Origin of the sequence: Vibrio sp. 3-2(1) (genome assembly GCF_963887575.1) — a bacterium.
GTDB classification, from domain to species: domain Bacteria; phylum Pseudomonadota; class Gammaproteobacteria; order Enterobacterales; family Vibrionaceae; genus Vibrio; species Vibrio anguillarum.
Genome location: NZ_CAWPGB010000020.1, coordinates 1 through 12,603 on the forward strand (window position 1 = coordinate 1; position 12,603 = coordinate 12,603).

The following is a 12,603-nucleotide window of genomic DNA, read 5'->3' on the forward strand; positions in this document are numbered from 1 at the left end:
GTGCTTTATAACAAACAATTTAAGAGTGATTCAGCACGCGTGGCATTTTTGCCATGCGTTGGTTTTGGTGTTGAAGTACCATGCAGTAGCTTGGTCATTGCGTGCTTCACACCTTAATTGGGCGTTAGGCAAAGTGAGTTTTATCAGCTAAATCGAGTTGGAATTGAACGGTAAATTCAAGGTTTTCTGGCTTAAGTTAGGCAATAAATAGTCATCACATATTTGTTGTTTCTTGATCGCGTTGGGTTGTTTGTCGTTGTGAGTTTAGCGGTAAAATAACCTTCAGCATCCAAACGTCCGCCGAGCATGCTACGCTCGTCACTTTTCTTCCAAACCGCTCAATTTGAATTTTTTTGTTTCTTTGCTGATTTAGCATTTTGGTTTATAAATGAATCGGTTAGTTGGTTTAAAATTCACAAAAAATCTCGTTCTTTGGTTGTGAAAGTCTCGGTGTCAATTGGTTGGCCTAACAAACGCTTCAAGAGGGACTGCCAACGCGTGGCATTTTTATCATGCGTTGGGTTTCGTGATTATGGTGTTATGCGGAAAGTTGGTAGTAGCGTTGTCTGCCCCTTAAGCGGGCGTTAGGCAAGGTGAGTTTTTATCAGCTAAATCGAGTTGGAATTGAGCGGTAAATTCCATGTTTTCTGGCTTAAGTTAAGCAATAAACAATCATCACATATTTGTTGTTTCTTGATCGCGTTGAGTTGCTTTTCGTTGTGAGTTTAGCGGCAAAATAACCTTCGGCATCCAAACGTCCGCCGAGCATGCTACGCTCGTTACTTTTCTTCCAAATCGCTTAATTTGAATTTTTTGTTTCTTTGCTGATTTAGGGTTTTGGTTTATAAATGAATGGGTTAGTTTGTTTTAAGTTTGCAAAAAGCTCGTTCTTTGGTTTTGAAAGTATCGTTGTCAATCGGTTGGCCTAACAAACGGATCAAGAGGGATTGCCAACGCGTGGCGGCTTTAGTTCAAAATTGAAGTTCAGTTTTTACGGTGTGTTTTTTGAGTTCGGCTATGCGTTGTCAACCCCTTAGCCGGGCGTTATGCAACTCAGGGAAATTTAGGGGTTCAATCTTTTTAGATTTCTCCGGCCATTCGTTTTGTGTTGTCGGCAAATGAGCATTTTTATCCTAAAATCCTTGGTTCACTCAAGCCGTAAAACAGGCAAGGTTCTTTGTTTGCCTCAATCAGTTTTAACGTTGGCGCGTTGCGAATTTTGTGGGCGCAAAGTGTGGAAAGGGCAAGTTTATCGAGCCTTTCGTACTTGCTGAAAGTCTTGCTTGTTGAGTTTGTCTCATTCAAAAACTTGGTTTGTTGCTGAAAGGTGGACTTTGTTTTGGCGGCTTATTTATCACGGCTCTGGCTTGGGTTGGTTCTTGAATTACTCAACCATTGTAATTGTGGCTTTTGGTCGTGTAAAGTCGGTTTATCTTATTGAATTTGCATAACAAACGGCTCAAGAGGGATTGCCAACGCGTGGCGACTTTAGAGCAAAATTGAAGTTCAGTGTTTAAGTGTGTTTTTTAAGCTCGGTGGTGCGTTGTCAACCCCTTAGCCGGGCGTTATGCAACTCAGGTAAATTTAGGGGTTCAATCTTTTCGATTTCTCCGGCCATTCGTTTTGTGTTGTCGGCAAATGAGCTTTTTTACCCTCAAATTCGTGGTTAACTTAAACCGTAAAACAGGCAAGGTTCTTTGTTTGCCTCAATCAGTTTTGGTGCTGTTTTGTTGTCAATTCAGCGTGCGCAAAGTGTGGAAAGGGCAAGTTTATCGAGCATTTTGTACTTGCTGAAAGTCTTGCTTGTTGAGTTTGTCTCATTCAAAAGCTTGGTTTGTTGTTGAACGGTGGGCTTTGTTTTGGCGGCTTATTTATCACGGCTCTTGCTTGGGTTGGTTCTTGAATTACTTAACCATTGCAATTGTGGTTTTTGATCGAGTAAAGTCAGTTTATCTCATTGAATTTGCATAACAAACGGCTCAAGAGGGATTGCCAACGCGTGGCGACTTTAGCGCAAAATTGAAGTTCAATGTTTACAGTGTGTTTTTTGAGTTCGGCGGTGCGTTGTCAACCCCTTAGCCGGGCGTTATGTTCATTCAAATATTAATTTAACATCATGAAGCGAGGAAAAATGACAATAGAAATCCCACAAATGCCCTCTGGTTTGAGAGGGCGCTATCCGCTTATGTCTTGTGAGTCTCATGAACATTATTTTAGAGTCCCCTCCCTAGATGAACTCAATCGGACTCCAATGTTAGTTCTTGATAGCAATACCAATGCTTACTCTGTTTTTGCTCACGAATATAACTCTATTCTTCTAACTGCTCATCTATTTGAGAATTTGCTAATGTTACAGGATGTCGCTCATGAAAATAACGGGCAACCTTGGTTTCAAATTGAAATTCCCGAGGAATACTTTAGATTCCCTGCATTAAATGATCCAAGGAACTACGAGGGTTATCCTGTCCCTCCTATGAGTGATGAGGAAAGAAAAGAGATTTCAGATGCAGTAAAGATTTCGAAGGAAAACGTAAATTATTCAAAAGATGAAAACCTAGTTAAAAACAATCTCCATAAGTTGGAATTTATATCTATTTTTTCATTCTTAGAGTCATATATCGAAAATTTACGTATAGAGTGCCTAGGAAGGACTATTCAAGATGCGTCTAAAGACTTGAGATATGAGTCTCTGCCAAAAATTATGGAAAAAACACTGGATGATATAGAACCAAATATCAATATTTTGCTCAAAAAGCTATCCAATAATTTCTATGGATTCTTTGGTTTTTGCTACTTGCTAAGAAATCTTCATAGTCATAATCTTGGGAAAGTAACACCAAGGTTTATGGAACAGTGTGAAAAACTGGGTATTTTAGAAGAAGACTACGGAACAAAAGAAAATGGCGAGAAGATAGTTTTTGGCAAAATGGTTAACTTCCCTTCTTACCGAAAGAGAATAGAAATTGGTAAGTATATTACTCTGTCAAGTGTAAACTTCGCATTTAGAAATTATGTTAGAGAAAGTGTTCATGTCGTAGAGCAATACATACAAAGCAAAAAAAATTGAACATAACAAACTGTTCAAGAGTGATTCGCAACGCGTGGCATTTTCAGTTCAAGGTTGGGTTTCGTGTTTACGGTGCAATGGTTTAGGTTAGGTGGTAGCGTTGCTCACACCTTAACAGGGCGTTATACCGTTTTGACTTACGCGCAGAATATCGTATAGGTTCTAGTTTATAAAAAAACCGTCAGAAGACGGCTTTGGGCGTAATTATCGAGGGTTTAAGCACAGCACTTTTTGTACTTTTTTCCGCTTCCGCAAATACACGGTTCATTACGGTTTGGTGTTTTGTCATAGGTAATAGTTTTAGGTTTGTTTAATAGCGTATCAAGCTCAACAGTGTTCTCTGGTTGCTTTGAGTCAATGACAATATCAGCCACTATTGAGTGCTCAGAAAGTAATATTTCTATCTCTGCTTTACGAGCCTCGGTTGGGACGACAACATTGATTGGAGCCTCGTCAGTGCCTGCTTTTACATCACGGTTTACGTTGTAGCCTGAAATGACGTGATTTTGTCTAGCATCGATTCGACCTTTGAAAAATAGTTTGGACATTTGCAACTCACTGATGGATTGTTGTGGTGTAATTTGGCCGCGATTATACGGCACTATGATAATTGATAAAGAAGTTCCTACAATGTGCATCGGATCACGGTATAACAAACGGCTCAAGAGGGATTGCCAACGCTTGGCGACTTTAGTGCAAAATTGAAGCTCAGGGTTACGGTGTGTTTTTTAAGTTCGGTGGTGCGTTGTCAACCCCTTAGCCGGGCGTTAGCAAATTTATTCGACATCTAACTCGCATGGAGAAAAAGTAAGTGGAAATAGATAGAGATTCGATCATTGAATCACATAGGCTGGCAAGCCCGGGTCTTCGTTATCTAGGGCAAATCATTGATGGTGCAATAAGTGCCACAATATTCATTTTCTTTCTTTGGCTCGGTACTTTGATTGGTTTATCCCAAGCTTCATCAAGCTTAATAGCATTTTCGGCAGCTGCTTTATATTTTCTACTTTCTGACGGTTTACCTAAAGGGCAAAGTCTCGGTAAGAAACTACTAGGGATCTCAGTTATAGATTCGGTTACAGGAAAAAGTTGTAGTTTCCCTCAGTCATTTTTTCGTAACCTTCTGACACCAATAATTGGTATGATCGACGCGGTCTTTATTCTTGGCAAAAGAAGACAGAGGTTAGGTGACAAGCTGGCAAAAACAATCGTTGTAGTAAATTAGCTAACAAACGGCTCAAGAGGGATTGCCAACGCGTGGCGGTTTTAGTGCAAAATTGAAGTCTAGTGTTTACAGTGTGTTTTTTGAGTTTGGCGGTGCGTTGTCAACCCCTTAGCCGGGCGTTATGCAACTCAGGTAAATTTAGGGGTTCAATCTTTTTTAGATTTCTCCGGCCATTCGTTTTGTGTTGTCGGCAAATGAGCTTTTTTATCCTCAAATTCTTGGTTAACTCAAACCGTAAAACAGGTAAGGTTCTTTGTTTGCCTCAATGAGTTTTTGTGCTGGTTTGCTGTCAATTCAGCGTGCGCAAAGTGTGGAAAGGGCAAGTTTATCGAACATTGTGCACTTGCTGAATGTTTCGCTTGTTGAGTTTGTCTCATTCAAAAGCTTGGTTGGTTGCTGAAAGGTGGGTTTTGTTTTGGCGGCTTATTTATCACGGCTCTGGCTTCGGTTGGTTCTTGAATCACTCAACCATTGCACTTGTGGCTTTTGATCGTATAAAGTCGGTTTATCTTATTGAATTTGCATAACAAACGGCTCAAGAGGGATTGCCAACGCGTGGCGATTTTAGTGCAAAATTGAAATTCAGTGTTTACAGTGTGTTTTTTGAGTCCGGCGGTACGTTGTCAACCCCTTAGCCGGGCGTTAGCTGAGGTTAAGAAAAACCATAAAATTAAGCGTTTATTTTTCTTAGTCTGAGGCTCTAGCTTTACACCTGAAAGTCAGCACTTTTCCGCGTATCTCGCCAGTGGCACTGTTCGTAGAGTGTTTGGACTAACCGAAGTCTTCTTACGGGAAGTGGTGTGTTTGTTTATTTCTTTGGTGTGGCTTCTTTGGTTTTGAGGCTCTTTCGCGCTTAAATGGGTTTTGCACACTTGGTTGTTGGCTTCTTCGAAAGAATTCTTTGTAAATTTAAGCTCTAGAAACTCGTTAGTTTCTCGGTTATTTCTTCTTTGCCAAGAGCGTTTCGTGGATTGGGTTTTAGTTTCTCAGTTGTCCGTTTTACTTTGTCGCTTGAAAATAATAATGTGTTTTAAATTAAGCCGTTGGGTCGTAAATCTCCAGCTAAAGTGCAGCAGCTAACAAGCGGCTCAAGAGGGATTGCCAACGCGTGGCGGCTTTAGTGCAAAATTGCAGTTCAGTGTTTACAGTGTGTTTTTTAAGTTCGGCGGTGCGTTGTCAACCCCTTAGCCGGGCGTTATACACAAAAGCTTAAATTGACTTCTTTCTCAGTGAATGATTGCTAGTTTGCACTGAGCAAGTGTAATGTTCGGCCCCTCTTTACTTTACTCTGAATGTGATTGATATGCGTCTTGATAGATTTGTATGTAAAAGTACCCAGCTAACAAAAATTGAAGCTATCCAGCGAATCAATTCTGGTGAGGTTAGTGTTAATGGCGATATAGTAACGGATGAAATGGCTCAAGTTCATGAAAATAATTCAATATTGCTGAGTGGCTCTAAGTTAGAGGCTCGTGGTTTTCGTTATATTATCATGCATAAACCTGCGGGGACTATTTGCTCAAATATTGATGAGTTCTACCCCTCTCTGTTCAATCTCTTAAATGTTAATAACATTTCTGAACTTCACATAGTAGGCCGCTTAGATGCCGACACTACGGGTATGGTGTTGATTACTGACGATGGACGGTGGTCATTTAATATTACAATGCCAACGAGAGAATGCAGTAAAGTTTATCGTGTGGGTTTATCTCGCGCGATTGCAGACGATGCTGCAACAAAGTTCAAAGAAGGTATTCAGTTGCAAGGTGAGCAGCAATTGACACGACCAGCCATCTTAAATGTCATCAATCCTAAAGAGGTACGTTTAACGATCACTGAGGGTAAGTTCCATCAGATAAAACGAATGTTTTCTGCTGTTGGTAATCGTGTCGTTTCACTCCATCGTGAGGCTATTGGATCAGTGAATCTTGATGTCGAGGTCGGAAAGTGGCGCTACTTGACTGATTGCGAAGTACAATCCTTTGCCAAGTAAGTGCATGGGTTAATTTGTGTATAACAAACGGCTCAAGAGGGATTGCCAACGCGTGGCGGCTTTAGTGCAAAATTGAAGTTCAGTGTTTACAGTGTGTTTTTTGAGTTCGGCGGTGCGTCGTCAACCCCTTAGCCGGGCGTTATGCAACTCAGGTAAATTTAGGGGCTCAATCTTTTGGGATTTCTCCGGCTATTCGTTTTGTGTTGTCGGCAAGTGAGCATTTTTACCCTCAAATTCGTGGTTTACTCAAACCGTAAAACAGGCAAGGTTCTTTGTTTGCCTCAATGAGTTTTGGTGCTGTTTTGTTGTCAATTCAGCGTGCGCAAAGTGTGGAAAGGGCAAGTTTATCGAGCGTTTTGCACTTGCTGAATTTTTCGCCCGTTGAACTTGTCTGTTCCAAAAGCTTGGTTTGTTGCTGAAGGGTGAACTTTGTTTTGGCGGCTTATTTATCATGGCTCTGGTTTGGGTTGGTTCTTGAATCACTCAACCATTGCAATGGTGGTTTTTGGTCGTGTAAAGTGGTTTTATCTCATTGAATTTGCATAACAAACGGCTCAAGAGGGATTGCCAACGCGTGGCGGCTTTAGTGCAAAATTGAAGCTTAGTGTTTACAGTGGTTTTTTGAGTTCGGCGGTGCGTTGTCAACCCCTTAGCCGGGCGTTAGGCAAAGTGAGTTTTTATTAGCTAAATCGAGTTTGAATTGAACGGTAAATTCCATGTTTTTTGGCTGAAGTTAAGCAATAAATCGTCATCACATATTTGTTGTTTCTTGATCGCGTTGGGTTGTTTAGCGCTGTAAATTCAGCGGCAAAATAACCTTCAGCATCCAAACGTCCGCCGAGCATGCTACGCTCGTCACTTTTCTTCCAAATCGCTCAATTTGAGTTTTTTGGTTTCTTTGCTGATTTAGCTTTTTGGTTTATAAATGAATCGGTTAGTTTGTTTCAAGTTTACAAAAAAGCTCGTTCTTTGGTTTTGAAAGTCTCGGTGTCAATCAGTTGGCCTAACAAACGGCTCAAGAGGGATTGCCAACGCGTGGCGGCTTTAGTACAAAATTGAAGTTCAGTGTTTACGGTGTGTTTTTTAAGTTCGGCGGTGCGTTGTCAACCCCTTAGCCGGGCGTTAGGCAAGGTGAGTTTTTATCAGCTAAATCGAGTTGAAATTGAGCAGTAAATTCCATGTTTTGTGGCTTAACTTAAGCAATAAATAATCATCACATATTTGCTGTTTCTTGATCGCGTTGAGTTGCTTTTCGTTGTGAGTTTAGCGGCAAAATAACCTTCAGCATCCAAACGTCCGCCGAGCATGCTACGCTCGTCACTTTTCTTCCAAATCGCTCAATTTGAGTTTTTTTGGTTTCTTTGCTGATTCAGCATTTTGGTTTATAAATGAATCGGTTAGTTAGTTTTAAGTTTGCAAAAAAGCCTGTTCTTTGTTTTTGAAAGTACCATTGTCAATCGGTTGGCCTAACAAACGGCTCAAGAGGGATTGCCAACGCTTGGCGACTTTAGTGCAAAATTGAAGTTCAGTGTTTACGGTGTGTTTTTTGAGTTCGGTGGTGCGTTGTCAACCCCTTAGCCGGGCGTTAGGCAAGGTGAGTTTTTATCAACTAAATCGAGTTGAAATTGAACGGTAAATTTCATGTTCTCATGGCTGAACTTAAGCAAATGAATAATCATCACATATTTGTTGTTTCTTGATCGCGTTGGGTTGTTTATCGCTGTAAATTCAGCGGCAAAATAACCTTCGGCATCCAAACGTCCGCCGAGCATGCTACGCTCGTCACTTTTCTTCCAAACCGCTCAATTTGAGTTTTTGGGTTTCTTTGCTGATTTAGCGTTTTGGTTTATAAATGAATGGTTTAATTTGCTTCAAATTTACAAAAAAGCTCGTTCTTTGGTTGTGAAAGTGTCGGTGTCAATCGGTTGGCCTAACAAACGGCTCAAGAGGGATTGCCAACGCGTGGCGACTTTAGTACAAAATTGCAGTTCAGTGTTTACGGTGTGTTTTTTGAGTTCGGTGGTGCGTTGTCAACCCCTTAGCCGGGCGTTATGCAACTCTGGTAAATTTAGGAATTCAATCTTTTGGGATTTCTCTGGCCATTCGTTTTGTGTTGTCGGCAAATGAGCATTTTTACCTTCAAATTCATGGTGAACTCAAGCCGTAAAACAGGCAAGGTTCTTTGTTTGCCTCAATCAGTTTTAGCGCTGGCGCGTTGTAAATTCAGTGGGCGCAAAGTGTAGAAAGGGCAAGTTTATCGAGCATTTTGCTTTTGCTGAAGTTTTCGCTCGTTGAGTTTGTCTGATTCAAAAGCTTGGTTGGTTGCTGAAAGGTGGGCTTTGTTTTGGCGGCTTATTTATCACGGCTCCTACTTGGGTTGATTCTTGAATTACTCAACCATTGCAATCGTGGCTTTTGATCGAGTAAAGTCAGTTTATCTTATTGAATTTGCATAACAAACGGCTCAAGAGGGATTGCCAACGCGTGGCGACTTTAGTGCAAAATTGAAGTTCAGCGTTTACAGTGGTTTTTTGAGTTCGGTGGTGCGTTGTCAACCCCTTAGCCGGGCGTTATGTCGTTATTTATCTCAAGCTACTACGAGGTCATATGAGTAAAAATCAGGGGATTATAGAGTTTCTTGCGATGTCAGGCATTTTACCACTAGCTATATTCCTAATAATTATTTTGGGTGGTATAGGTTTCTTATTGTTAGCTGTGTTCTCTATGTCAAAAGATAAGTCTGCAAGTTGTGCTCAGCAAGATGGTAGTGAGTGTAAGAGGCTTGATACTTACTATGATCCTAGTTTGCCCGAACGATCGTGCCCTAATTGCTCAGGGAATATTAGCAAGGGTAAAGTCGTGTGCGGTACGTGTGGCGAATTAGATAGTAATGTGATCTCAACATAACAAACGGCTCAAGAGGGATTGCCAACGCGTGGCGGCTTTATGCAAAATTGAAGTTTAGTGTTTACAGTGTGTTTTTTGAGTTCGGCGGTGCGTTGTCAACCCCTTAGCCGGGCGTTAGCTGGGGTTAAGAAAAGCTGTGAATTTAGGGTGGAAAGGCTTTCGGTTTTCTAGCTACACACCGGACAAATCTCAGCTTCTCAACTATCTCGCCAGTGGCACTTTTCGGGAAGTGTTTGAACTTAACGAAGTCTGCTTACGGGAAATGTTGTGTTTGTTAAGTTCATTGGCGCGGCTTCTTTGTTGTTGAAATTCATGAATGCTTAAATTCGTTTCGTGTGCTCTGTCGTTGGCTTTTTCGATGGAATTCTTTGCAAATTACCGAGTTCAGGAATGGTGATTTCCTCGGTCATTTCTTCTTTGCCAAGCGCATTTCGTGGATTGGGTTTTAATTTCACAGCTGTCCGTTTTACTTTGCCGTTTGAAAGCAATAATGTGTTTCAAATTAGGCATTTTGGCGTAATTTGCTAGCGAAAGTGCAGCAGCTAACTAGGCGTTTAAGACGGATTCCCAACGCTTGGGAGTTTCGGCTCTAGGTTGAGTTTTGTGTTTAAGGCGCAATGATTTAGGATTGTGGTCGCGTTGCTCACCACTTAACGCGGCGTTAGCTTCCCATCCCAAACAAAATACAACGTAACAAAATGTTACGTTGTTCATGTTTTTCCAATTTGAAAGTAGTTCTATTTCATATCAAGTGCTCTAATAAATGCGATTCTTTTTTCTTTATTGTTAATTAAATCAACAAGATGTCGTATTTTTATAAGGAGATGACATGTCAACTATTACTGAACTTAAAGATGTTGTGGACACTAAAACACTGAACTTAGTTTTACTCACTGTTGCAACTGGCGGAATATATCCAATCTTATGGATGTATAAAAATTGCTCTATTTTAGAGTCGGTTACTAAAAAGAAAATTTCAGACAGTGTTTTTATTATTTGGGTTGCTGTTTGTGTTGGTCTTGGTAGCGCATTGGCTGGAACTGGTGATGAAGTCTTAGAGGCAATTGCTGGCCTTTTCACTATTGGTTCTTGGGTTCTGTATATTGTTTGGGCATTTAGAGCGAAAACGGCATTGCAAGAGTATGCGTTAAATGAGCATAAGATTGATCTTCGCATGAATGCATTCTACACGTTTTTATTTACGGTTTATTACATTAACTATTGTATTAATGATTTACCGGAAGCTAAACGCAAGCAAGATGTGTTATCTGGACATGCATCTACAGTAGAAAGCTAACAAAGCATTTAAGAGTGATTCCTTACGCTTGGCATTTCGCTTCGCTCAAGTATAGCCAAGCGTTCGTCACACCTTAATGCGGCGTTATGCAACTCAGGTAAATGTAGGGTTCAATCTTTTGGGATTTCTCCGGCTATTCGTTTTGTGTTGTCGGCAAATGAGCATTTTTACCCTCAAATTCTTGGTTAACTCAAACCGTAAAATAGGCAAATTTCTTTGTTTGCCTCAATTGGTTTTAGCGTTGGCGCGTTGTCAGTTTTGCAGGTGCAAAGTGTGGAAATGGCAAGTTAATCGATCATTTCGCATTTGCTAAAAGTCTTGCTCGGTGAGTTTGTCTCATTCAAAAGCTTGGTTTGTTGCTGAAAGGTGGACTTTGTTTTGGTGGCTTATTTATCACGGTTCAGGCTTGGGTTGATTCTTGAATCACTCAACTATTGCAATTGTGGTTTTTGATCGAGTAAAGTCAGCTTATCTTATTGAATTTGCATAACAAACAATTTAAGAGGGATTCCCAACGCTTGGCATTTTTTCTTCTACTTCACTTTTAGTGGTTACGGTGTAATGCTTTAGGTTGGGTGGTAGCGTTGCTCACCCCTTAATTGGGCGTTAGGCAAGGTGAGTTTTTATCAGCTAAATCGAGTTGAAATTGAGGGATAAATTCCATGTTTTGTGGCTTAACTTAAGCAATAAACAACCATCACATATTTGTTGTCCCTTGATCGCTTTGGGTTGTTTATCGCTGTGAATTCAGCGGCAAAATAACCTTCAGCATCCAAACGTCCGCCGAGCATGCTACGCTCGTCACTTTTCTTCCAAACCGCTCAATTTTAGTTTTTGGTTTCTTTGCTGACTTAGCGTTTTGGTTTATAAATGAATCGTTTAGTTGGTTTTAAGTTGGTAAAAAAACCTTGTTCTTTGGTTTTAAAAGTGTTGTTGTCAATCGGTTGGCCTAACAAACGGCTCAAGAGGGATTGCCAACGCGTGGCGACTTTAGTGCAAAATTGAAGTTCAGTGTTTAAGTGTGTTTTTTAAGCTCGGTGGTGCGTTGTCAACCCCTTAGCCGGGCGTTATGTGAATTGGAGAAATTGAGTATATGAAGAAGTTAATCGCTATATTTATAGCCGTCTTTTGTCTAGCTTCGATTGGTGCTCAAGCTAATGATCATCAGTTAAAAAATGCGTATGAAAATCATCAAAGTGATATTCAAGTTCAGGGCTCAGGCACAGTCATTCGCTTGTTACCTGATGACAACGAAGAAAGTAGGCATCAAAAATTCATATTGAAACTGGACAGTAAACAAACTTTACTTGTTGCTCACAATATTGATTTAGCTCCTAGGGTTCCAAATCTAAAAGTTGGCGATCGAGTCCAGTTTTACGGTGAATATGAATGGAACAAAAAAGGTGGTGTCATGCACTGGACGCACAAGGATCCAAACAATAAAAATCCGCAAGGTTGGTTAAAGCACAACGGTAAGACGTACGAGTAAAATTCACATAACAAACGGCTCAAGAGGGATTGCCAACGCGTGGCGGCTTTAGTGCAAAATTGAAATTCAGTGTTTACGGTGTGTTTTTTGAGTTCGGTGGTGCGTTGTCAACCCCTTAGCCGGGCGTTATAAGCTAAAGAGGAATTATGACCAAAATCTACTTCGTATGTGGCTTTATTGGTTCGGGTAAAACTACCTACTCTAAGGAGCTTGCAAATAAACATGGAGCCTTTCGTTTCTCCATCGATGAATGGATGATTCCTTTATATGGTGAACATATGGAGCGTGAAGTCTTCGATAGTCGTTTGGCTACGCTTCAAGACTTATTCAAAGACTCTGCCCGCCAGCTTTTTGCTCTTGGTGTCCCAGTTATTTTCGATTTTGGTTTTTGGCGCAAAGCTGACCGAGAAACTTTTACTGGTTGGGCATCAGAGGTGGGCGTTGAGAGTGAAGTTCATTATCTTGATGTTCCCTTCGAAACATGCCAACAAAGGGCATTTTCACGTAATTCAGATTTGGATGGCAAATCGTATGAAATTACACCTGAAATGTTGAAATTGTTCTGGTCTTGGTTTGAAACACCAGCGTCGAATGAAAATGTTGTTTGGGTTCATAGGGATACTCA

Annotated in this window: 11 protein-coding genes; 7 read left to right on the plus strand and 4 right to left on the minus strand. The window is 40.8% G+C overall.

The genetic code is table 11. The annotated features are described in order from the left end of the window. Nucleotides 1-2,131 precede the first annotated feature (2,131 nt). A complete protein-coding gene (locus AACQ79_RS08230; protein WP_170899818.1) occupies nt 2,132-3,067 on the plus strand; it encodes a hypothetical protein in 936 nt (311 codons plus the stop codon). A gap of 215 nt (nt 3,068-3,282) precedes the next feature. On the opposite strand, the gene AACQ79_RS08235 is transcribed toward AACQ79_RS08230, so the two are convergent. Then, the gene (locus AACQ79_RS08235) at nt 3,283-3,615 is read right to left on the minus strand and encodes a PBPRA1643 family SWIM/SEC-C metal-binding motif protein (RefSeq protein WP_069573255.1); all 333 of its coding nucleotides are present in this window, start codon (nt 3,613-3,615) and stop codon (nt 3,283-3,285) included. A gap of 263 nt (nt 3,616-3,878) precedes the next feature. On the opposite strand from AACQ79_RS08235, the gene AACQ79_RS08240 reads away from it, so the two are divergent. Continuing rightward, nucleotides 3,879-4,292: an RDD family protein gene (locus tag AACQ79_RS08240; protein WP_019283386.1), complete on the plus strand. Its 414-nt coding sequence runs from the start codon at nt 3,879-3,881 to the stop codon at nt 4,290-4,292. Between the two features lie 1,303 nt (nt 4,293-5,595). Continuing rightward, entirely contained in the window at nt 5,596-6,285 is a 690-nt protein-coding gene (locus AACQ79_RS08245; RefSeq protein WP_017045407.1) for a pseudouridine synthase, read from the plus strand. Nucleotides 6,286-6,965: 680 nt separating this feature from the next. On the opposite strand, the gene AACQ79_RS08250 is transcribed toward AACQ79_RS08245, so the two are convergent. After that, nucleotides 6,966-7,130: a hypothetical protein gene (locus AACQ79_RS08250; RefSeq protein WP_339366737.1), complete on the minus strand. Its 165-nt coding sequence runs from the start codon at nt 7,128-7,130 to the stop codon at nt 6,966-6,968. 729 nt (nt 7,131-7,859) lie between these two features. After that, complete coding sequence (locus AACQ79_RS08255; protein WP_170899815.1) at nt 7,860-8,057, minus strand: hypothetical protein; 198 nt, start codon at nt 8,055-8,057, stop codon at nt 7,860-7,862. A gap of 835 nt (nt 8,058-8,892) precedes the next feature. Between AACQ79_RS08255 and AACQ79_RS08260 the strand changes: the two genes are divergently transcribed. Then, nucleotides 8,893-9,192 (plus strand): hypothetical protein, encoded by a 300-nt coding sequence (locus tag AACQ79_RS08260; RefSeq protein ID WP_170899819.1) that lies wholly within the window; start codon nt 8,893-8,895, stop codon nt 9,190-9,192. A 320-nt stretch (nt 9,193-9,512) separates the two neighbouring features. Here the strand turns inward: AACQ79_RS08260 and AACQ79_RS08265 are convergent, their stop codons facing one another. After that, nucleotides 9,513-9,647 carry a hypothetical protein gene (locus AACQ79_RS08265; protein ID WP_255091741.1) on the minus strand — a complete coding sequence of 45 codons (135 nt, stop codon included), beginning with the start codon at nt 9,645-9,647 and terminating at the stop codon, nt 9,513-9,515. A gap of 374 nt (nt 9,648-10,021) precedes the next feature. On the opposite strand from AACQ79_RS08265, the gene AACQ79_RS08270 reads away from it, so the two are divergent. The 3 genes from AACQ79_RS08270 to AACQ79_RS08280 all read left to right on the plus strand — a co-directional run. Then, entirely contained in the window at nt 10,022-10,489 is a 468-nt protein-coding gene (locus AACQ79_RS08270) for a DUF4234 domain-containing protein (protein WP_094182970.1), read from the plus strand. A gap of 1,093 nt (nt 10,490-11,582) precedes the next feature. Then, nucleotides 11,583-11,978: a DUF3465 domain-containing protein gene (locus tag AACQ79_RS08275; protein ID WP_170899820.1), complete on the plus strand. Its 396-nt coding sequence runs from the start codon at nt 11,583-11,585 to the stop codon at nt 11,976-11,978. Between the two features lie 146 nt (nt 11,979-12,124). After that, on the plus strand, nt 12,125-12,603 hold a 479-nt coding region (locus tag AACQ79_RS08280; RefSeq protein WP_170899821.1), incomplete at its 3' end, for an AAA family ATPase.

What these genes read in the sequence shown, in the direction of transcription:
- AACQ79_RS08250 (WP_339366737.1), bottom strand. Translation starts at nt 7,130, where the DNA reads ATGCTCGGCGGACGTTTGGATGCTGAAGGTTATTTTGCCGCTGAATTT.
- AACQ79_RS08255 (WP_170899815.1), bottom strand. Translation starts at nt 8,057, where the DNA reads ATGCTCGGCGGACGTTTGGATGCCGAAGGTTATTTTGCCGCTGAATTT.
- AACQ79_RS08270 (WP_094182970.1), top strand. Translation starts at nt 10,022, where the DNA reads ATGTCAACTATTACTGAACTTAAAGATGTTGTGGACACTAAAACACTG.
- AACQ79_RS08235 (WP_069573255.1), bottom strand. Translation starts at nt 3,615, where the DNA reads ATGTCCAAACTATTTTTCAAAGGTCGAATCGATGCTAGACAAAATCAC.
- AACQ79_RS08245 (WP_017045407.1), top strand. Translation starts at nt 5,596, where the DNA reads ATGCGTCTTGATAGATTTGTATGTAAAAGTACCCAGCTAACAAAAATT.
- AACQ79_RS08230 (WP_170899818.1), top strand. Translation starts at nt 2,132, where the DNA reads ATGACAATAGAAATCCCACAAATGCCCTCTGGTTTGAGAGGGCGCTAT.
- AACQ79_RS08260 (WP_170899819.1), top strand. Translation starts at nt 8,893, where the DNA reads ATGAGTAAAAATCAGGGGATTATAGAGTTTCTTGCGATGTCAGGCATT.
- AACQ79_RS08275 (WP_170899820.1), top strand. Translation starts at nt 11,583, where the DNA reads ATGAAGAAGTTAATCGCTATATTTATAGCCGTCTTTTGTCTAGCTTCG.